This window comes from Nitrospira sp. (assembly GCA_035968315.1).
Lineage (GTDB): Bacteria > Nitrospirota > Nitrospiria > Nitrospirales > Nitrospiraceae > Nitrospira_D.
In genome coordinates, this window is record JAVYIN010000007.1 from 524,245 (window position 1) to 544,602 (window position 20,358).

22 protein-coding genes and 2 tRNA genes are annotated in these 20,358 nt (G+C 60.6%); 20 read left to right on the top strand and 4 right to left on the bottom strand.

The features are described 5' to 3' along the window. Positions 1-56 precede the first annotated feature (56 nt). The 8 genes from RI101_12360 to folE all read left to right on the top strand — a co-directional run bounded on the left by RI101_12360 (position 57) and on the right by folE (position 5,630). Positions 57-464, top strand: coding sequence for a hypothetical protein (locus tag RI101_12360; protein MEC4890843.1), 408 nt, complete (start codon positions 57-59; stop codon positions 462-464). Between the two features lie 68 nt (positions 465-532). Continuing rightward, the gene (mdh, locus tag RI101_12365) at positions 533-1,477 is read left to right on the top strand and encodes a malate dehydrogenase (GenBank protein MEC4890844.1); all 945 of its coding nucleotides are present in this window, start codon (positions 533-535) and stop codon (positions 1,475-1,477) included. Between the two features lie 90 nt (positions 1,478-1,567). Next, positions 1,568-2,155: a urate hydroxylase PuuD gene (locus tag RI101_12370; protein MEC4890845.1), complete on the top strand. Its 588-nt coding sequence runs from the start codon at positions 1,568-1,570 to the stop codon at positions 2,153-2,155. A 231-nt stretch (positions 2,156-2,386) separates the two neighbouring features. Next, positions 2,387-3,685, top strand: a complete 1,299-nt coding sequence (gene nuoF, locus RI101_12375) for an NADH-quinone oxidoreductase subunit NuoF (protein MEC4890846.1) — start codon at positions 2,387-2,389, stop codon at positions 3,683-3,685. Between the two features lie 9 nt (positions 3,686-3,694). Continuing rightward, complete coding sequence (locus RI101_12380; GenBank protein ID MEC4890847.1) at positions 3,695-4,042, top strand: 2Fe-2S iron-sulfur cluster-binding protein; 348 nt, start codon at positions 3,695-3,697, stop codon at positions 4,040-4,042. 64 nt (positions 4,043-4,106) lie between these two features. Continuing rightward, positions 4,107-4,427, top strand: a complete 321-nt coding sequence (gene erpA / locus RI101_12385; protein ID MEC4890848.1) for an iron-sulfur cluster insertion protein ErpA — start codon at positions 4,107-4,109, stop codon at positions 4,425-4,427. Between the two features lie 117 nt (positions 4,428-4,544). Then, positions 4,545-4,976: a 6-carboxytetrahydropterin synthase gene (locus RI101_12390; GenBank protein MEC4890849.1), complete on the top strand. Its 432-nt coding sequence runs from the start codon at positions 4,545-4,547 to the stop codon at positions 4,974-4,976. A gap of 9 nt (positions 4,977-4,985) precedes the next feature. Next, positions 4,986-5,630 carry a GTP cyclohydrolase I FolE gene (gene folE / locus RI101_12395; GenBank protein ID MEC4890850.1) on the top strand — a complete coding sequence of 215 codons (645 nt, stop codon included), beginning with the start codon at positions 4,986-4,988 and terminating at the stop codon, positions 5,628-5,630. Here folE and RI101_12400 read toward each other — a convergent pair. After that, positions 5,627-6,424 (bottom strand): alpha/beta fold hydrolase, encoded by a 798-nt coding sequence (locus tag RI101_12400; GenBank protein ID MEC4890851.1) that lies wholly within the window; start codon positions 6,422-6,424, stop codon positions 5,627-5,629. The two genes, folE and RI101_12400, sit on opposite strands and share 4 nt — an antisense overlap. Before the next feature lie 107 nt (positions 6,425-6,531). Here RI101_12400 and RI101_12405 point away from each other — a divergent pair, with 107 nt between their 5' ends. Both RI101_12405 and RI101_12410 read left to right on the top strand, forming a co-directional pair. After that, positions 6,532-7,827, top strand: coding sequence for a replication-associated recombination protein A (locus RI101_12405; protein ID MEC4890852.1), 1,296 nt, complete (start codon positions 6,532-6,534; stop codon positions 7,825-7,827). A gap of 51 nt (positions 7,828-7,878) precedes the next feature. Further along, a complete protein-coding gene (locus RI101_12410) occupies positions 7,879-8,268 on the top strand; it encodes a PilZ domain-containing protein (GenBank protein MEC4890853.1) in 390 nt (129 codons plus the stop codon). 105 nt (positions 8,269-8,373) lie between these two features. Here the strand turns inward: RI101_12410 and RI101_12415 are convergent, their stop codons facing one another. After that, positions 8,374-10,221 carry an ABC-F family ATP-binding cassette domain-containing protein gene (locus tag RI101_12415; GenBank protein ID MEC4890854.1) on the bottom strand — a complete coding sequence of 616 codons (1,848 nt, stop codon included), beginning with the start codon at positions 10,219-10,221 and terminating at the stop codon, positions 8,374-8,376. Between the two features lie 98 nt (positions 10,222-10,319). Further along, positions 10,320-10,395: transfer RNA gene (locus RI101_12420), tRNA-Ala, on the bottom strand. Between the two features lie 209 nt (positions 10,396-10,604). On the opposite strand from RI101_12420, the gene RI101_12425 reads away from it, so the two are divergent. The 9 genes from RI101_12425 to RI101_12465 all read left to right on the top strand — a co-directional run bounded on the left by RI101_12425 (position 10,605) and on the right by RI101_12465 (position 18,319). Continuing rightward, positions 10,605-11,930 carry an adenylosuccinate synthase gene (locus tag RI101_12425; GenBank protein MEC4890855.1) on the top strand — a complete coding sequence of 442 codons (1,326 nt, stop codon included), beginning with the start codon at positions 10,605-10,607 and terminating at the stop codon, positions 11,928-11,930. 107 nt (positions 11,931-12,037) lie between these two features. Next, positions 12,038-12,113 (top strand) — tRNA-Lys (locus RI101_12430). A gap of 82 nt (positions 12,114-12,195) precedes the next feature. Next, complete coding sequence (locus tag RI101_12435; protein ID MEC4890856.1) at positions 12,196-13,512, top strand: dicarboxylate/amino acid:cation symporter; 1,317 nt, start codon at positions 12,196-12,198, stop codon at positions 13,510-13,512. Between the two features lie 106 nt (positions 13,513-13,618). Continuing rightward, positions 13,619-14,917: a flagellar hook-length control protein FliK gene (locus RI101_12440; protein ID MEC4890857.1), complete on the top strand. Its 1,299-nt coding sequence runs from the start codon at positions 13,619-13,621 to the stop codon at positions 14,915-14,917. A gap of 30 nt (positions 14,918-14,947) precedes the next feature. Beyond that, complete coding sequence (locus RI101_12445; GenBank protein MEC4890858.1) at positions 14,948-15,256, top strand: EscU/YscU/HrcU family type III secretion system export apparatus switch protein; 309 nt, start codon at positions 14,948-14,950, stop codon at positions 15,254-15,256. Between the two features lie 152 nt (positions 15,257-15,408). After that, complete coding sequence (locus RI101_12450; GenBank protein ID MEC4890859.1) at positions 15,409-15,975, top strand: nucleotidyltransferase; 567 nt, start codon at positions 15,409-15,411, stop codon at positions 15,973-15,975. Next, entirely contained in the window at positions 15,972-16,241 is a 270-nt protein-coding gene (locus RI101_12455) for a hypothetical protein (GenBank protein MEC4890860.1), read from the top strand. Before RI101_12450 ends, RI101_12455 begins: the two co-directional genes overlap by 4 nt. A gap of 312 nt (positions 16,242-16,553) precedes the next feature. Then, on the top strand, positions 16,554-17,648 hold the full coding sequence (locus tag RI101_12460) for an alkene reductase (protein ID MEC4890861.1): 1,095 nt from the start codon (positions 16,554-16,556) through the stop codon (positions 17,646-17,648). Positions 17,649-17,893: 245 nt separating this feature from the next. After that, positions 17,894-18,319, top strand: coding sequence for a hypothetical protein (locus tag RI101_12465; GenBank protein ID MEC4890862.1), 426 nt, complete (start codon positions 17,894-17,896; stop codon positions 18,317-18,319). A gap of 63 nt (positions 18,320-18,382) precedes the next feature. Here RI101_12465 and RI101_12470 read toward each other — a convergent pair whose 3' ends face one another. Beyond that, complete coding sequence (locus RI101_12470) at positions 18,383-18,901, bottom strand: polymer-forming cytoskeletal protein (GenBank protein ID MEC4890863.1); 519 nt, start codon at positions 18,899-18,901, stop codon at positions 18,383-18,385. Between the two features lie 269 nt (positions 18,902-19,170). On the opposite strand from RI101_12470, the gene RI101_12475 reads away from it, so the two are divergent. Then, complete coding sequence (locus tag RI101_12475; protein MEC4890864.1) at positions 19,171-19,845, top strand: SOS response-associated peptidase; 675 nt, start codon at positions 19,171-19,173, stop codon at positions 19,843-19,845. Positions 19,846-20,358: the final 513 nt, after the last annotated feature.

The following is a 20,358-nucleotide window of genomic DNA, read 5'->3' on the forward strand; positions in this document are numbered from 1 at the left end:
GATCCACGGATCAATCCTTTCACGTTTGACGTTTCACTTTTCACGAGAAGCAACATATGGCGAATGAAACTGAACGACCGACGGTGCCGCCGTGGCTCTATAAATTGTTCACCGGGCATCAGTATCCCTATGTACGGCGGCTGGCGAAGTTTGCGCAGCCGGTCAAGCCAGGGGAGGATCGGCCTGAGCCGACCAAGGATTTGATCGAGGCCAAGTTCTGGGAGGTCTATCCGCGCTGCTCGGCCAAGCTGTTGCAAGAAGTGAAGGTGGGGATGATCGTGGTGTTCCACGATCTGGCGGAATACCCGGCCGGCGGGTATCAAGCGCTGGTCGATAATCCGGAGGAGTTTCTGGCCACGACGTTCGGGAAGAAGAAAATCAAAGTGAATTTTTACGATGGTGAAAATTTTGTTTGCACCATCAATTTCAAAGTCGCGGGCTGGACGGAACATGAACATGCGTGAGGGGTTAGGGGTGAGGCGTCAGGGGATGGGCGCGTCACGTTTTACGTTTTACGCCTAACGAGGAGTCGATGATGGGGCGACCGAAAATTACGGTGGTGGGCGCAGGTAACGTCGGCGGCACGGCGGCACAGCGGCTGGCCGAGCGAGATCGCTACGATGTGGTGCTGGTGGACATTGTGGAGGGGGTGCCGCAGGGCAAGGCGCTGGATATTGCCCAGGCTGGTCCGGTGTGCGGCTACAGCACGAAGGTGGTCGGGACGAACGGCTATGAAGAAACGGCGGGCTCGTCGGTGGCGGTCATCACCTCCGGCATCGCGCGCAAGCCGGGCATGAGCCGCGATGAACTGCTCGCCACGAATTGCAAGATTGTCCAGTCCGTGGTCAAGGAACTGGTGGCGCGATCGCCCGAGGTCATCCTGTTGCTGGTGACCAATCCGCTGGATGCGATGGTCCATGTCGCGCTGAAGGTCAGCCAGTTTCCCAAGTCCCGTGTCATCGGCATGGCCGGGGTGCTCGACTCGGCCCGCATGCGTACGTTCATTGCCACGGAGCTGAATGTGCCGGGGCCGGACGTGCAGGCGATGGTGCTCGGTGGCCACGGTGATACGATGGTGCCGCTGCCCCGCTATACGACGGTCAAGGGAAAGCCGGCCTCGGAGTTGATTCCCAAGGACCGGTTGGACGCGATCGTGAAGCGCACGCGCGAGGGCGGAGCGGAGATCGTCGGGTTGCTGAAAACGGGCAGCGCCTTCTATGCGCCGTCGGCCTCGGCGGTGGATATGGTCGATGCGATCATGCTGGATCAAAAGCGGGTCTTGCCGTCGGCGGTGTTGTGCGAAGGGGAGTATGGATTGAAAGATGTCATTGTGGGCGTCCCAGTCAAGCTGGGCCGTGGCGGCGCGGAAGAGATTCTGGAGTACGAGCTGACGGCGGATGAGCGGGCGGCGTTGATGACGTCGGCCGATGCCGTGCGCGAGCTCTGCGCCAATGTCGATCGTGTGATGGGGTACTGAGCGGAGCGGGCAGACCGGCTTGCTTGACATGCTTGGAGGGGCGCAGGAACACTGCGCCGGGGAACATAAACCGGAGGAGGAGAGGGGACTATGAAATTTCTTGAAGATCCGATGCAGACGATTGGCGCGGGATTCGCGCTGGCCGTTATCCTGATAGTGGTATTTCTCGGGATATCCGGTGTGGGCGCGGGGGAGGCCGATTGGGTGGGGATGATCGTCCGCTGGGTTCATTTCCTCGCAGGGATCACCTGGATCGGACTGCTTTATTTCTTCAACTTGATCAATGCGGCGTTCCTCAAGAGTCTTGATGGGCCGACGAAGAACATTGTGATCCCCAAGCTGATGCCCTCGGCGCTGAACTGGTTTCGGCACGGAGCTACGGTGACGGTGCTGGCCGGGATCGTGCTGTACGCCAAGCTCTATAGCCAGGGTGGAACCGGCGCCTATGCGCTCGCCATCGGCGGCTTGCTGGGCATCATCATGATGGGGAACGTGCACGGGATTATCTGGCCGAACCAGAAGAAGATCATTGCGGCCGTGACGGCCGCGGCGCAGGGCACGCCGGCTCCGCCGGAAATGGCCCAATGGGGCCGGACCGCGTTGCTCGCCTCGCGCGTAAACTTCCTGCTCTCCATTCCCATGTTGTTTTTCATGGGTGCCGGAAGCCACTTCAAGTAAGTCTCAACGTGTCTCTCGCCGGCGGGGTTTCTATCCCGCCGGCGGGCAGATCGCGTTCCCCTTCCGGGACACTCCCGGTCAGGAGGCCCTGTATGCCTATCCTCCCATAGGGCCCTTGCCCTAACTGCTTGAGATTCAGGCCTATTCTCACCCCGTTACCTTGACGAAGGCGTAGGGGCAGCCTTATAGTACACCCTCTAAACTCGCGGAATTTCTTCTGAAGGAAGATGTATGTCGATTGCGACGGAACCTCGTTTAGTGCAACAGCTTGAGGGGCAGCCTTGGGAGATTGAAGGCTACCTCAAAGTCGGGGGCTATGAAGCCTGGAAGCGCTGCCTGTCCGGCATGACGCCTGACGACATCGTGGCAGAGCTCAAGAAAGCCGGCCTTCGCGGGCGCGGGGGCGCGGGATTTCCGACCGGTGTGAAGTGGGATAAGGTGCTCAACCATCGTGTCAAAGAGCACTATTTCGTGTGCAACGCGGGCGAGCATGAGCCGGGGACATTCAAAGACCGGCATTTGCTGCGCTCGATTCCTCACCAGCTGATCGAAGGCTGCCTGATCGCCGCGCATACGGTCCAGGCCAAAGCGGCCTTCATCTATGTGAATCACGAGTACGAAGACGAGCGGAATAATCTGAAAAAATCCCTGGAGCAAGCCAAGGCCAAGGGGTTTCTGGGCAAGAATATTTTGGGCAGCGGCTACGATCTCGAACTCCAAGTCTTTGATGGCTACGGCAGCTATGTGGCCGGTGAAGAGACGGCCATGCTGGAGTCGATGCAGGGGCGCCCGGCCATGCCCCGGCAGAAGCCGCCCTTCTATCCGACGGATTTCGGCCTGTATGGAAAGCCGACCCTGGTCAACAACGTCGAAACGCTCTGCAATATCCCGCGGATTCTCTATAAGGGCGCGTCCTGGTTTACCCAAGTCGGAACGGAAAAGTGCCCCGGCACGATGATGTTTTCGCTCAGCGGCGCGGTGAATCGGCCCGGTGTCTACGAAATGCCGATGGGCGTGACGATTCGCGAGCTGATCGAGAAGTGCGGCGGCGGCGTGCCGGGCGGGCGAAATATCAAGGCCGTGTTCCCCGGCGGCCCGGCCTTTTCCATGGTCACGGCCGATCAGCTGGATTTACAGATGGATTTCGACTCGCTCAAGAAAGCCGGCACAGGCCTGGGTTCGGCTGGCACCATTGTGATAGACGATGCCACCTGCATGGTGGCCGCGACGCTGAAATATTCCAATTTCTTCAAGGGCGAGAGTTGCGGGCAATGTCCCCCCTGCCGGATGGGAACGAACAACATTGCCACGCTCATGGCCAAGATCGAAGAGGGGCAGGGGACGCAAAAGGATTTGGACAGCCTGTTGCAGCTCTGCGGATTTGTGAAAGGCACCGGGTACTGCACGCTAGTGACCGGAGCCGCCGTACTGGTGCAGAGCAGCGTGAAGCTGTTCCAAAAAGAATACGAAGAGCATCTCCGGCTGCAACGCTGTCCGTTCAAGCCTGCGGCGGTCGGGGCTCATTCATAGAGGGACGAGATGCCGCGTGTGACGTTTCTGCATCCGCAAGGGAAGAGCGGGAGTGTGACGAGAAACCTGACTCTGTTGGATGCGGCCAAGGAACTGGGGTTTCCCTTGAACCACGATTGTGGGGGGAATGCCTCCTGTACGACCTGCCGGGTCGAAGTGCAGTCCGGAGCGGAAAACCTTTCGGAAATCGACTTCGACGAGCAGGATTTGCTGGATCGGGAAGCTCTTCGTGAGCCCTGGCACCGGCTTGGCTGCCAGGCAAGGGTGTTGGGCGATGTCGTGGTCCGGGTGCCCGAATCCAAGTTTGCCGAGCCGACGACGAAGCAGTCTGAAGCGCGGGGTGTTGATATTCGGTAGAGAGGTGTTACACTAAGCTAACCCAGGACGCAGGTTGCGGATCTGGAGATAGAGGAGGAACTCAATGGTTACGATTACACCGGTGGCAGAACAGAAGATCCGCGAGTTGATGGCCGAAGAGAAGGATGTGGTCGGTCTGCGCGTCTATGTCCGTGGCGGCGGGTGCCATGGCTATCAATATGGGATGGCCTTCGAGTCCAAGATGGCCGAAGACGACACCGTCATTGAAAAGGGCGATGTGAAGGTCATCATGGATTCCCAGAGCGCTCCCCTCTTGCAGGGCGCGGAAGTCGATTATGTCGACAGCGTGCAGGGCTCCGGGTTCTCCATCAAGAATCCGCAAGCCAAAACCACCTGTGGTTGCGGCAGTTCGTTCAGCGCATAAACGGCTGTTCTGAGTAGAGGACCTCTGCCCAGACTGGTGAGATAGCGTGAAGCCAGGGTCATCCGGTTGCGGGTGATCCTGGCTTCGTATTTTTCAACGTAAGAGCGGCGAGCGAGCATGGGACAGGCGAGCATCATCCGGCGGTATCGGTTCTGTGCCGCCCATCGGCTGCACACCGAGCACTTGTCACCTGAGGACAACCGGACCGTCTTCGGGAAGTGCAATAATCCCAACGGGCACGGGCATAACTATGTGGTGCTCGTGACGATCTCCGGCGCCGATGGGACGGGGAGCGGCCGGCGGGTGTCGATCAGCGAACTCGACCGGATCGTCGCCGACCGCATCATCGCCCGGTTCGATCACCACGACCTGAACCTCGATCCCGAATTTGCGTCACGGACGACGACCGGAGAAAATCTGGTCCTGTTGATCTGGGACCTTCTTGTGACTGAGTTGCCGCCCGGGCAGCTGCAGAAAGTGGGCGTCATCGAAACTCGAGACAATTATTTCGAATATTCCGGGCCGGCGCCGGTGTCGGCGCATTCCTAGGGAGAGACTATGGCAAAACGAGCATCGGTTCGTCGGCGGGCGGAGAGTGATGACGCGAGCGGGACGGGCCGTCCGGCGGATGTCGAGGTCCTGCAATCACTGGTGACCGAGATGCTGCTGGCCCTCGGCGAGAAGCCGGGCCGCAACGGGTTGCTCAAGACGCCCGAGCGGGTCGCCAAGGCGCTCGCCTTCATGACGCAGGGCTACCAGCGCGACATCGACCATCTCCTCAACGGCGCGCTGTTCCCGATCGAGTACGACGAAATGGTCATCGTGAAAGACATCGATTTCTTCAGCATGTGCGAGCACCACATGCTGCCGTTTTTCGGCAAAGTGCATGTGGGTTATCTGCCGAACAAGAAAGTGGTCGGGCTCAGCAAGATTCCCCGGATCGTAGATACCTTCGCCCGCCGGCTTCAAGTCCAGGAACGGCTCACCGTGCAAATCGCCGAAACCCTGAAGACGAAACTCAATGCGCATGGCGTCGGTGTGGTTGTGGAAGCGCGGCATCTTTGCATGATGATGCGCGGGGTAGAGAAGCAGAACACGGTGGCCGTGAGCAGCTCCATGCTCGGCGCGTTCCGCACCCAGCAGCAGACCAGGCTGGAATTTTTGAAGCTCATCCGGCGCGGCAGCGTCGGCGAGTCAGACTAAGCGAGTTCGCCGGCAAAGGCCGCCACGATCTTCGTAAATGCGTCAGGTTGTTCGAGGTTCGCTAAGTGTGCGGCCTGGGGGATGATGGCTAGTCTCGCGTGGGGAATTTGCTCGGCCATGAGTTTGGCATCCGCCGGAGGGGTAGCTTGGTCCAGATCGCCGACGATGATCTGGGTGGGGCAGGCGACCCGTTGCAAGAGCGGCACTGAGTCCTGGCGATCGGCCATCGCCATCAAGTCTCCGGCAATCCCACTGATCTGATTTCCTTCGATCATCGTTCTGACTCGCTGAACAAGTTCCGGCCTGCTCTGGATCGTCGCGGGACTCAAGAGCTTCGGGAGCATGAGATCGGCGATGGCGGATGGCCCCTGTTTGTAGGCGATCTGGGCTATCTGAAACCGCCCCTCTTTTCCCTCCGGCGTATCCGCCTGTGCTCTCGTATCGGCCAGCACCAGTCCCTTTACCCGATTCGCATATTTCCTATAGAACGCAAAGAGGATATAGCCGCCCATCGACAGGCCGACAAAGAGGGCCTGTTGGATTGCGAGATGGTCTAAGAGCGCTCGTACATCGTCGGCCGCCTGGTCGAGGGTGTAGCGCCAGAGCGGGGCGTCGGATTCGCCATGTCCGCGCAGATCGATGGTGATGATACGAAATTGTGACGATAGGGCCGTCTCCTGCTGCGCCCACATCGTTCGATTCAGCGGGAAGGCATGCAGAAAGACGATGGGGAGGCCCTTCCCCTGATCGTGATAGGCGAGCGATATCCCGTTGATCGTGGCGTGCATCGGCATCTCTCCAGGCCGGTGCTGTTCGTAGCATTGGTGGCGCACATGGTCAAGGGGCCGTTTGCGATCAGGAGAGTCGGCGTATACAATCCGTTCATTTGTAGGAGCGTCTGATGCCGACTCCGCGCGAACCAGAGCCTGATTTATTTGCCACCGCGATTGCCGGAAAGAAGGCCGATGCGCCTTTGGCGGAGCGGATGCGTCCGAAGGAGTTTGCCGACTTTGTCGGGCAGGATGAGATTGTCGGTCCGGAACGGCCTCTGCGAAAGGCCATCGAGTCCGATCGCCTGTCCTCCGTGATCTTCTGGGGCCCGCCTGGTTCGGGAAAGACCACGCTGGCCCATCTCATCGCCCGGCACACGAAAGCCCATTTCGTCGCGTTTTCCGCCGTGACCGGCGGCATTCCCGAATTGCGCGAGATCATCAAGGCCGCCGAGCACCGGCTCGCGTTGCAGCAGCAGAAGACCGTCCTCTTCGTCGACGAAATTCATCGTTTTAACAAGGCCCAGCAGGACGCCTTTCTCCCCCACGTCGAACGGGGCACGGTGATTCTGGTCGGGGCGACGACGGAGAACCCCTCGTTTGAAGTGATCAGCCCGCTGCTCTCACGCTCGATCCTCGTCGTCCTCAAGCCGCTCTCCGACGAGGCTCTGGGCCAGATCCTGGACCGGGCGATCACCGATTCAGACATCGGGCTGGGACAACTGAAGGCGCGTCTGTTGCCCGGAGCGCGGCAGCGGCTGGTGGCCTTCGGCAACGGCGATGCGCGGGCGTTGCTCACGGCGGCCGAGTTTGTCGTGACGCAGGCGCCGGCCGGAGCGGATGGCACGAGGGTGATCGATGACGCGCTGCTCACGGCTTCGTTGAACAAACAGGCGCTGCGGTATGACAAGGCAGGCGAGGAACATTACAACGTCATTTCCGCCTATATCAAAAGCCTGCGTGATTCCGATCCCAATGGGGCGCTCTATTGGCTGGCCCGGATGCTGGAAGCGGGGGAGGACCCGAAATTCATTGCCCGCCGCATGGTGATCTTCGCGTCAGAAGATGTGGGCAACGCCGATCCGATGGGGCTCATCGTGGCCAATGCGGTGGCGCAGGCGGTGCAGTTTGTGGGGCTGCCGGAGGCCCAAATCAACCTGGCGCAGGGCACGACCTACCTGGCTTCCGCCCCCAAGGACAATGCGTCCTATGTCGGTTTGCTGGAGGCGCTGGAGGATGCGAAAGCCCATGGAAATCTTGGGGTTCCGCTGCACTTGCGGAATGCGGTGACGTCGCTGATGAAGGGGATCGGCTACGGGAAGGGCTACCGGTATGTCCATGACGATCCTCAGGCCAAGGCTGAACAGGCGCATTTGCCCGATGTCTTGAAAACGCGGCAGTACTATCGTCCAAGGCCTGGAAAATAATGCCATTTTAAGTGGTTTACAAAGTTTTCTAATCGGTTATACTTAGGACATATGAAGCGAGGAGAGTCCAAACCAAGTGGAAATCTGACGGCGGCCAGCGAGCGGCGGAAGTTTGTGCGCGCCACGCTGGTGGGGTCGGCGTTGATCGCGCCCAAGAGCGGGGGCCGCGCCTGTACCGCCGTGCTGGATAATGTGAATAAAATCGGGGCGGGGCTCCGCACCAAAGAGCGGTTTCCTGCGAATGAAAAAGTGACCGTGTCCCTCGCCTTCCTGGACTCAGACGGGGCGGAACAGCAGGAACGGCTGGAGGGGACGGTCGCCTGGGTCAGGAACTGGGAGAAGGGGTTTTTGATCGGGGTGGTGTGGGACGACTTGGTCACGCAGGAAAAAAACCGCTGGCTCTACTACTACCTGGAAGAAACGCTCAAAACCTCCGTCTAACTCCGTGCGCGACGGGCTTCTCGCGAGAGTGGCGCGGCGCGCAGCCCGGAATCTTCTCTGCCGGGCTCGTCCCGCCGGTTTCGCATGTTTCCCGCGGCGATGTTGCTAGGCCAAGGCCGCGAGTTTCTGTTTCACCTCTTCCAGCTCGGCCGACAGCCCTTCCCAGCGTGCCGTGAGCCGTTCCAGGTCGCGCTTCCAGCCATCCTGCTCCTGGTGCAGCACATTCCACTTGGCGAATTCTTTGTAGAGGGCCGGGTCGGCCAATTCCGTCTGTCTGGCTTGCACCTTGCTCTCAAGTTCCGCGATCTCGGCTTCCGCGCGCGACACCTGCTTTTCGAGGCGGGCTTGTGTTTTGTTGAGGTCCCGCCGTTCGCCGCCGGACTCCTTGGGCTGGGGTTGAACCTGTCCGACCATGGCTTTCGTCGGGCCCGATCCCTTGGCCTGCGCTTTCCCGTTCAGCTCTTCCTGGGTCTCCTTGATCGAGTCCAGCTCCTGGGCTTTCTTCCACAAATAGTATTCGTAGTCGCCCATGAAGTCGCGGGCGCGTCCATCCTCGATCTCGACAACGCGCGTGGCGATGCGCGAGAGGAATGTGGGGTCGTGGGAGATAAACACGAGGGTGCCTTGGAATTCCGTCATGGCATCGGTCAGCACATCGACGGAGCTGGGATCCAAATGGTTCGTGGGCTCGTCGAGCAGCAGCGTATTGGCCGGCTCAACCAGCATGCGGGCGAGCGCCACGCGGTTCCGTTCGCCGCCGCTGAGGGCCTTGATCGGCTTTTTCTGGTCCTGCCCGGAAAAGAGGAACGCGCCGGCGATGCCGCGCAGGAAATTCATCTCCGCGTGCTTGCTGACTTCCTCCAAGGATTCGAGGATCGAATGTTCGGGGTTCAGCGTTTCGGCTTGGTGTTGGGCAAAGTAGTGGAGCGTGACGCCATGGCCCACCGTGCGCTTGCCTTTTTCAAAGGCCAGCGCGCCGGCCAGCATTTTGAGCAGCGTGCTCTTGCCGGCCCCGTTTTCGCCCACCAGCGCGATGCGCTGTCCGCGCTCCACGGAGAAATCAAGCGAGCGGTAGATGATCTTTTCCCCGTAGCTCTTGGCGACGCCCTGCAGCTCAAGCACCTGCCGCCCGCTGGGCGCCGGGGTGGGGAACCGGAACTTGACCCGCTTGGGGTCGCGCTTGATCTCGATCATCTTGACCTTCTCAAGCTGCTTGATGCGCGATTGGACCTGGCTCGCTTTGTTCGCCTGGTAGCGGAACCGATCGACGAAGGTTTGGACCCGCGCGACCTCTTTGGCCTGGCGTCCCGCGGCGGCCTCGCGCTGCGCGTCCCGCTCCGCCCGGAGCTTTTGGAACGAGGTGTAGTTGCCGCGATATTCTTCGATCTTATGGTGCCGGAGATCCCAGATGTGGGTCACGACGCGATCCAGGAACGCGGTGTCGTGGCTGATGATCAGCAGCGTCATGTTCGAGTCCAGGAGGAACTGCTCGAACCAGCGTTGCGTCGGTTTGTCCAAGTGGTTGGTCGGCTCGTCCAGCATGAGCACATCGGGATTCGAGAGCAGCAGATGCGCCAAGGCGACGCGCATGCGGTAGCCGCCGGACAGTTTTTCGACCTCGCGGGTGAAATCGATCTCGGAGAATCCCAATCCCATGAGGATGCGTTCGGCTTCGTGCTCGGGATACAGATCGCGATGGGTCGCGTCCAGCACGTTTTTGCCCGTGATGGTTTCCAGCTCCTGCGGAAGATAGCCGACACGGAGGCGGGGCCGCTTGCGGATCGTGCCCTTGTCCGGCGACTCTTCTCCCAGGATCATGCGGAAGAGCGTCGTTTTGCCGGCGCCGTTGGGTCCGACCAGCCCGACCCGTGAATTCGGGCGCAGGTGCGCGGACGCGCCGGACAGCAGGATTTTCGTCGAGTAGTGTTTACTGACCGATTCGATTTGTAGCATGGCAATTGTTCAGCGTGGCAGAAAGTCGAATGAGCATTGAATATCCGCGCGCGATGCAAAACAGCGATCTAGATGCGCGGTTCAACCGAAGGTTGGTTTGGTGGAGCTGGCCGGGATTGAACCGGCGACCTCGTGAATGCCATTCACGCGCGCTCCCAACTGCGCTACAGCCCCACACCGTTGGTCTAGAGAGAGTCACTCCGCGAGAAGTCCTGCATGCTAACATGCTGATTCCTTTCGGGTCAAGAAAGACATCCGGCGGCGCTGTCGGCTTGACAAACGGAGAGGGGGCACCTACCATGGGCACCCTCGGCTCTGATCTCCCTGTTTGGTCAGAGCCGTTTTTGTGTGATCGTGAGGGGATGGGGCGGGGACTGAGGACTATGGGGAATCTCGTCATTATCGGCGCCCAGTGGGGCGATGAGGGCAAGGGCAAGATCGTCGATATCTTGGCCCATGACACCGACATCGTGGTCCGTTATCAAGGCGGGTCCAATGCCGGGCATACCGTCATCAATGAGCGGGACACCTACATTTTCCACTTGATCCCTTCCGGGATTCTCTATCGCGGCACGACCTGCATCATCGGGAACGGCGTTGTCGTCGATCCGAGCGCACTGATCGAGGAAATGGATCAGCTGCAGACCAAGGGCATCAAGATCGGGAAGAATTTTGCCGTCAGCCAGCGGGCGCATCTGATTCTGCCCTACCATAAGGCCATCGACCGGGCGGCGGAACAGTCCAAGGGATCGCGGAAGATCGGCACCACCGGCCGGGGGATCGGCCCGTCCTATGCCGACAAGATGGCGCGCATCGGCATCCGCATGGGCGACCTGTTGAACCCGCCGCTGTTCAAAAAGAAACTGGAAGAAAATCTCGTCGAGATGAATTGGTTTCTGGAGCGGCTCTACAAAGTCGAGACGTTCCAGGTCGATAAAGTGTTCGAGCAATACATGGGCTACGCCGAGCGGCTCAAGAGCCATATCGTCGATACCACCACCCTGCTGAATCGGGCCATCGCAAAGGACAAGACCGTCCTGTTTGAAGGGGCGCAGGGCACCCATCTGGATGTGGATTTCGGCACCTATCCTTTCGTCACCTCGTCGAGCTCCTCCGCGGGCGGCGCCTGCACGGGCACCGGCGTCGGGCCGACGATGATCGACGCCGTGATGGGCATTGCCAAGGCCTATTCCACCAGGGTCGGCAGCGGTCCGTTTCCGACGGAGCTGACGGACGAGGTCGGACAGGGTTTGCAGACCCGCGGGCGGGAGTTCGGATCCACCACCGGGCGCGCGCGCCGGTGCGGCTGGTACGATGCCGTCGTCGTTCGGCATGCCGTCCAAGTCAACGGGCTGACCTCCCTGGCCGTCACCAAGCTCGATGTGCTCGACGGCTGCAAAGAGTTGAAGATTTGCACCGGCTACAAACACGAGGGCGTGCTCTATAAAGACATGCCCTCGGATCTGGAAGCCTTGACCAATTGTCAGCCTGTGTATCAGCGTATGAAAGGCTGGAGCGCGTCGACCACCGGAGCCACCAGCTACAAGCAGCTGCCCGCGGAAGCCAAGCGGTATCTGGCCCGCATTGAAGAGCTGGCCCAGTGCCGGATCGACATGATCTCAACCGGTTCCAAGCGCGCGGAAACGATCATCCTCCGCAATCCGCTGGACTGTTCTCGCCGCCGCCCGGCCAGCCGTGGGCGGCGCTGAGCATTGTCCCTGGGCATTCGTCAGCCGGCAATGGTAAGATGGGGCGCAGGCGCGCGCGAAGTCTCCATCCGGTCGAGTGCCCCGTCGCAATCTGCAATATCCTGTGTGAGCCGGTAGCTCAGTCGGTAGAGCATCGCCCTTTTAAGGCGAGGGCCCTGGGTTCGAGTCCCAGCCGGCTCACCACGTTGCAATCTTGGACGAACCGCCCTCCCTATTCCGTGTGGCCGCCAGGGGGCACACGTCTGACTGCCCACACGAGACCACCATGCAGGCCACATCACGCCGGATTACGCTGCCGCTGTACATGCAAGTGCTCATCGCCGTGACCGTGGGCGCGCTGCTGGGCGCTATCTTTGGCCAGGAGCCGTATTGGGGCGGCGTGCGGAACGAGCAGCTAGGCAAGCTCGGCTTCTTCGTGGTCACGCTGCTCAAGACCCTCGCCGTCCCGCTCATTTTCTTCGCCATCCTCGATGCCCTCATCCGCACCAGCATTCCCCTGCGCCAGGGGGGCAAATTGCTCGTCATCTGCCTCGTGAATGTTTCCGTTGCCATGGTCATTGGCCTCGTCATCATGAACACCTGGCAGCCGGGCCTGGCCTGGAACGGGCATGTCGAGGAATTGCTCCACCTGGTGCCGGGCGCCAAGCCGTCCGCGGCGGTTCTGGAAAACGTGCGGGCCGGATCGCAGAGCCCGATCGAATACCTGGCGTCCTATATTCCCCGTACCATCACGGAGCCCTTTTCCAGCAACAACATCATTGGCGTCGTGCTCCTTGCTCTGGTGCTCGGCGCCATCCTGCGATACGGGTATAGTGAATCGGGACAAGCGGGCGGGGTGATCGCCGTGATCGTGCGGGCCATCGAGCGCATCTATGAGTGGCTCGTGCGGATGCTCGGCTGGATTATCCTGGCGGTGCCGCTGGCCGTCTTCGGCGTCGTCGCGCAGGTCGTCGGCAAATCGGGCGTCGGCGTGTTCTCCGTGCTTTGGCTTTTCCTCGCCGCCATGTTGGCGGGGCTCGCCGTTCATGCGTTGCTCTATTATCCGCTTGCCGCCTGGCTGGTCGGGAAGAAGCCGCCGAAGGTCTATCTGGGACAGGGGGCCGACGCCATCATGACGGCCGTGTCGTGCAACAGCAGCCTGGCCACCGTGCCGGTCACTCTCCGGTGCCTGGAGCGCATGCAGGTTTCGCCCCAATCGTCGCGCCTCGCCGCCTGTGTCGGCACGAATCTCAACAATGACGGTATTACTCTCTATGAAGCCATGGCCGCGCTTTTTCTCGCCCAGGCGCTGGGCTTCGATCTGCCCATGGCGAGCCAGGTGTTGATCGTCCTCGCCTCCATCATCGCGGGGGCGGGTGTGGCCGGCATTCCGGAAGCCGGGCTCATCGTGCTGCCGCTGGTGCTTTCTGCCGCTGGCTTGCCGGACCAGGTCATCATCGCGGCCATCCCCCTCATCATGACCGTGGATTGGATCATCGCCCGCGCCCGTTCCGGCGTGAACGTCATGAGCGATATGCTCGTCGCCATTCTCCTCGACGCTGGCCAAGGGGCCCCGTCCTCCATTCCTGTTGCACGCGAGTAGCTGTCAGCGCATTCTTCCCACGGGGTACTTGTTACGCGTCAGGCCGTAGGCTGCATCATTAAGTTTCCTTCCCGGTGGGCCGATACCCTACTGGAGTGGAATGTCTATGGAACCGTTGCGGTTGCACATCACCGAGTTCATCCCGCTCGCGTCAGAGCGGCCGGAGCCGTGGGCGGTCTTGAACTCCGGCGAAGCCGTTCAGGCAACGGTGCTGGAGTTGCTGGACGATGGCCGAATGGTAGTCTCCGTCAAGGGCCTGCGGCTCAAAGCCAGCTCTCTGGCCGGACCATTGCGGATCGGCCAGGTCTTGCAAGCCCGGGTCGAACGAAGCGACGGCCAGATCCTGCTCAAGCTCGATCCCTTGCCTGGGCCGTCTGCAGGACGCCAGCCCGGCGCGAGCGATTCCGGCGGGCTATCCATCCAGGCTGGTAGCGACGGGCCGGAGAAGTTCCGGCAGATTGCGGCTAGAGAGCTGCCGCAGGCAGCCCAGCTCCAATCCTCCAGACAGGCCGGCTTGCCGGACCCTGTTGCCCAACTTCTGCGGGCCTTGTTGCCGGCCGATGAATCCTTTGTGAAGAGTTTCCAGCGGCTGCTCAAGACCGTTCGCGAAGCGGTCAAAAGACAAGCCTTGCCGGAACAAGCGGGGGAAGAATTGGAACAGCTCGCGCTGCGGCTGTTGCTGAACGCCGCTCGGGCCGATGGACCTGGCCTCAAGGAGGCGTTGGAGGCCAAAGGGTTGCAGTATGAGCGATCCCTGCGGTCCTCTGCGGAGCAGGAGGCCGCTGGGCCTGGGAATTCTGAGGCGTCTGGGATCACCCTCAAGAAGTGGCTCTTGGAGGTGCTCAAAGTCCATGGCAAAGGGGCCTATGATGAGACGGCGGCGGCCTCCGGCGCAGAGGAGCCCGCATCGGCGCGCGCGCCAGTGCCTGCCTGGGTGAAGGACGCCCAGCAGATGCTGAAGGTGATTGAGCGCGAACAGGTCCTCAACGCGCTCAATGTGCAGCAGGGGCTGCCCCTCATGCTCAATGTGCCGCTGACTGCCGGGCCGGTGGCGTCGCTGTTTCTCTACGTCGTCCAGCCGGATGGCGAGGGGGCCGGGCAGGAACCGCGGCCGTCCGCGAAGCCCTACAGCCTCGTTACGTTGCTGGAGCTCGATGGGATCGGCTCTATCCGGGTGGATGCCTTGTTGACCGGCACGCGTTTGGCGGCACGGGTGATGGTGGAACGGCCGGAGATCGATCAGGCCATGGCGCTCATGCTGCCGGTGTTGCGGCAAGGGCTGACTAGCCAGGGTTTCCAGGTGGAGGGGCTGTCGTCTACGGTGGCCGATCCGGCGCTTGTCAGGGGGGAAGATCTGCCGGTTCCCACCGCGGCTGCCAGGAATCTGCTCAATCTGAAAATCTAGCGGGCTCGCCCGGCGAGGAGCCAGTGCCGTATGGGACGCAAGCGGACATCGAACAGACCCTATGCTGTCGCGCTGGAATACACGCCGCCGAAATATGCGGCGCCGCGCGTCACGGCCAAGGGGAGCGGCGAATTGGCCGAGCGCATCATCCAGGCCGCGCGCGCCGCCGGCGTGCCGATCCGCGAAGACCGTGACCTGATCGAATTGCTGCTGCAGCTGGACCTGAACGAAAGCATCCCGCCCGATCTGTACCGGGCCGTGGCGGAAATTCTGGTCTTTCTCTATGGGTTCAACGAACAATGGAAAGCGGAGCACGGGCTCCAGCGCAGGCGCAACTGAGTAGAGGCCTCTCGCAACCAGTCCGGTTCGTCCTTGGCCCTCACCTCCGCACATCCGACCCTTTCCTGCGTTTCACCAGTCGCGTCTCACGTCCCTATGGGGCTAATGATTTCTCGCGGGGAAAGGGGTAAGCTGCGCGGGCATCCACAAGAATAATGGAGAACAATCTGTCCGTGAGCGACGAGCTAGAGGTTCTCAAAGCAGTGACCGCGGGGTTGGAACGGGCCGGTATCCCGTATATGGTGACCGGGTCAATGGCGGCGAACTATTATGCCATTCCCCGGATGACTCGCGATATTGACCTGGTGATTGAGCTATCCGAACGGGATGTGGAGCGAGTCGCCCGCCTGTTTGAGCAGGAATATTATGTCGATCGAGACATGGTTCAGCGGGCCGTTCGGGACCAGGCTATGTTCAACATGATTCACAATGCGTTGGTGGTCAAGGTAGACTGTGTCGTTCGGAAAGAGACCGATTACCGCCGAGAAGAGTTTGCACGGCGGCGGGCGGTGTCCATCGCAGGCCAGCAGATTTTCATTGTGTCACCCGAAGATCTCATTCTCTCCAAGCTGGATTGGGCGAAAAAGAGTCGGTCACAGATGCAATTGAATGATGTCCGGAACCTCATCAGTTCGGTGCAGGGGCTTGATGCCGATTATCTGGCTCGCTGGGCGGACCGATTGGGGCTCACCCCGCTGTATCAGGAGGTGTCAGCGTGAAGGATACCTCCTCCGAAATGGATCAGCGCTACCGGACCATGCTTATGCAGCGGACCGGAGAAGAGCGGCTGATGATGGGATGTGCCATGCGCGACACCGCACGCGCCTTCATGGAGGCCTCCTTGAAAGAGGATGATCCGAAGGCCACGGTCGAGACTATTCGCAAAGGTCTCTTCCTTCGCTTCTACGGGCACGAAGTCGATGCCGAGCGCCGCGCCAAAATTCTCGCCGCCATCGAATCTGCCGCCAGGCCCGCCGTCAAGTAGCCAGCATTGCCGTCGTTACCCCTGCGCGCAACGCTCCGCACATCCGGCCCGTTCCCACGTTTCACCTTTCATCGTTCAGGTTTCCCTACCAGGCTGGTGATTTCTTGTTGGGAAAGAGGGTAAACTTTGCAGCCAACTGCAGCGAATAGAAGAGGCCGCGGAGATCTTCTCTTGAGCGAGAGCAATTGGCTGGGGAGGTTCTTCTCGTCATATCGCTCATGGCTTGTGTCCCCCTCCGGGCTGACGTGACTCCTGCCTGCCAGCGAATTGTTCATCACCCGCAACCATTCAGCGAAAAGGGCACGATCGACGATGAAACTATTGACGCCGGAAACCTTTGGAGCCATTGCCGCTTCGAATCGCGTGATCATGGCGCCGCTCACGCGGATGCGGGCTGGCGCGGGAGATGTGCCTGGCCCCTTGGCCGCCGAATATTATGCGCAACGCGCGAGCGCGGGGTTCATCATCACGGAGGCCAGTCAGATTTGCCCGTTGGGCAAGGGCTATCCCGCGACACCGGGCATCTATAGCGATGAACAGGTGGCGGGCTGGCGCAGAGTGACGGACGCGGTCCATGCCAAGGGCGGCAAGATCCTCTCGCAGCTCTGGCATGTGGGCCGCATTTCTCACTCCTCGCTGCATCCTGACGAGGGGGTGCCGGTCGCGCCGTCAGCCGTTGCGCCCAAGGGACAGGTTTATACGGCTTCGTGGCAGCTGGCAGACTATGAAGCACCGCGCGCGCTGTCGGTCAGCGAGATTTCCGGTGTGATTGCCTCCTACCGCCATGCGGCCAGGCAGGCAAAAGCGGCGGGCTTCGATGGCGTCGAAGTTCATTCAGCCAATGGGTATTTGCTGGATCAATTTCTCCATGACGGCAGCAATCGCCGGACCGATGCCTATGGCGGGAGCCTGGCCAATCGAACCCGCCTCGTGCTCGAAGTCTTGCACGCGGTCATTGAGGTGTGGGGCAGTGAGCGCGTGGGGATCCGGCTGTCCCCCTATGGCATATTCAACGATATGTCCGATCGCGATTCCCTCGGCTTGTTCACCTATGTGATTGAACAGCTCAACCCGTTGCGACTGGCCTATCTGCATCTGATCGAGCCGCGCGCGACGGATGCCGGAGGGAGCGACCAGGTGCATGAAGGGGCGCCGAGCACGGCTCGGCTCTTTCGCCAGTTGTTCAAGGGGAAAGTCGTCATGGCCGGGGGCTATGACCGAGAGACGGCTGAAGAGGCCCTCGCTGCCGGGTTAGCGGATGGAGTGGCCTTTGGGCGATTGTTTATTGCCAATCCTGATCTGCCCGCGCGCTTGGCCACGGGGGCGCCGCTCAATCGCTACGATCGAAGCACCTTCTATGGCGGCGGTGAAAAGGGCTACACCGACTACCCCTTTTTGACACCCTAACTGAGCCTTGCTGCCAGCGACCCATTCGGCTCGGGGGCTCTGTATTGGGGGCCTGGTCCGATCTCGTGCCTTGTGCCCTGCGATAGAGGGGTTTTTACCACAGGGACTGGGGACAAGAATGGACAGCCGCCAGGCCTGGATTTCCCAAGCCCTTGATGATGTTGAGGGACATGCCTGGCGCGGGTCTTGTATCCCTGTCGTTCTCTTTGTATGGTGAAAAGAGAGCGAAAGGACGCTGGCCCTCGATGACACACCGCGCTGCAATCCTCTCCGTGATTGGCCTGATGGTCATGATGGGGTTTCCCCATGCGGTGGCAGCCGGGAGTGATGGTTCGCCCGTTACCGGCACGCCACAGGTGGAGGCCGTTGGCAAGGTCGAGACGGTTCCCATGAAGAATGAGGCTGCTCTTCCGGCGCAGGCCATCCCGCCTGGATCGGGATCGTCTTTGCCGATCGCTCAAGAGGCGCCCACCATCAGCGGGCGCTATTCGATTGGCGGGACCACGGTGATGCCGTTTTTGGGGGCCAGCTTCGGCGGCGGTTACATGTCAGATGTCGATCGTTCCGTGAATAACCGTCTTTCCGCTCCGGCGGAGTCCGGGCTCCGCAGCTTGTTCGGGCAGAGCTTCGTGCCAAACGAATTCCGGCTGGGCATTCGCATCCCGTTTTAACGCGGCCTCGTCCGCGGCCATCCATGCTTTTCTCGGTATCCCCTTCGTTCCGCAAGAAGCCGGTCAGCGCGGCACGGAGCGGCGGATCAGTTCTTCCTGTACCTGGTCGTAGGCCAATTGTTTGGTGCCTGATTCCTGCTCGGTCAGCGGGAGCGTTCCCGTGTTTTTCCACAGGGCCTGGTCTGGCAGGGCGTTGAGCAGTTCCGAAGAGTCCTCGGCCGAAGGACGGGGCCCCATTTCCGTGAGGCCCCGGAAGTAGGCGCCTTCTTCGATGGAGAACAGCGGGGCCTGCACGTCGCCGATCTGCACGGCGGATTTCAGCAGCTGCACTTTGTCGGACGCGGCGACGGTGCCGTGAATCTTCCCGCTGCTGATGAGCGTGCCGACGGAGACGGTGCCACGGATGACGGCATGTTCGCCGACGACGAGGACGCCCTTGGTATGGATCTCTCCTTCAAAGCAACTGTCGAGCTGGACGGTGCCTTCGAAATGGACGACGCCTTTGAAGGTGACGTCTTTGCCGAGCACGGTAAAATTCTCGCCGCCGTTCTGACTGACTTTCTGCTTCTTGGTTTCCCACATACGGTTCCTCCTTACGCGACGGGCGCATCCTGGACGACACCTGTGATGGACTATACATGGGGCAGTTCAGCAACATCCGTGCCTTCTGGGAATTCGGCAATTGTTCAGCAGTATCCGCTACCTAGCTCGGAGCATGATGAGAGGCGGACTATCTGCCTGTAGGTGAGGGGAGTCAGGTCGGAGGGTCGTCGGGTTGGTGTGCGCAGTTCTCGAGGCAGTGGCCTCTGGCGCGTGGCTGCCCGGTTGCCTCCTGTGCTAGGCTTCCGCCCATGTGCGGACGGTTTGCCCAAACGGCTTCGGCCTCGATGATCGCGCAACAGTTTGGCGTCGCGGTGCCGCCTGGGCTTACGGCTCGGTACAATATCGCCCCGTCACAACCGGTCGCTGTGATTCGGATCGCGCCGGGGGCCGCCAGCCGTGAGCTGGTGCCGGTGCGCTGGGGGCTGATTCCCTCCTGGGCCAAGGACCCCAAGGTCGGGTTTCAGTGCATCAATGCCAAGGCGGAGACGGTGGCGGAGAAGCCGTCGTTTCGTGGCGCCTTCAAGGCCCGGCGCTGCCTGGTGCTGGCAACGGGGTTTTATGAGTGGCAGGTTCAGGGCCGGGTGAAGCAGCCGATGTGGATCGGGTTGAAGAGCCGCGGGGCCTTTGCCTTTGCCGGCCTGTGGGAGCAGTGGCGGCCTCCGGACGGGGAGGCGATCGAATCCTGTACGATCCTCACGACGGACCCGAACGAGCTGCTGCAACCGATTCACAATCGGATGCCGGTGATTCTGCCGCCCGATTCGTATGGCCAGTGGATGGACCCGCACGTTCAGCAGGCCGCTTCTCTCACGGCCCTTCTTCGTCCCTATCCCAGTGAGGAATTGGAGGCCTACCAGGTTGGCACGCTGGTGAATAATCCACGGCATGATGCTCCGGACTGTCTTGAGTCGGTTCCGATATAGAGAAATCTCAAGGCAGAGGTGCTTTCCCTGGCTAACATAGCAGTCGCTATATATCGCGACTCTCGTTAAGCCGATCGCGATATTTAGCGATTCTCATCGCGCACTTCTTGCGGCGTTCTTCCGTTAAAACGCCGTACTCACTCAACATTTCAATATTTTACATGTTCTTATCGCCATGGGTTTGTCGGCATAGTAATTGCCATTATAAGTGGCGCCGCGTTCCCAGTGCTGGGCAAGAATTTCCCAGCGCTGGCGATTGAAAAGGAGGTGAAGCGGGGCGAACTCGGCGATGCAACGGGTCCTCATCCATTTTATTCATTTTGGCAAGGAGGAGATCCTTCATGTTTTTTTCACGTAGGCAGTTCCTCAAAATCTCCGCGGGGACCGTGGCCGCAGTGGCGGTGGCGGATAAAGTCCTGGCGTTGACCGCGCTGCAGCCGGTCATCGAAGTCGGGAACCCGCTGGGCGATTATCCGGACCGGTCGTGGGAGCGCGTCTATCACGATCAATACC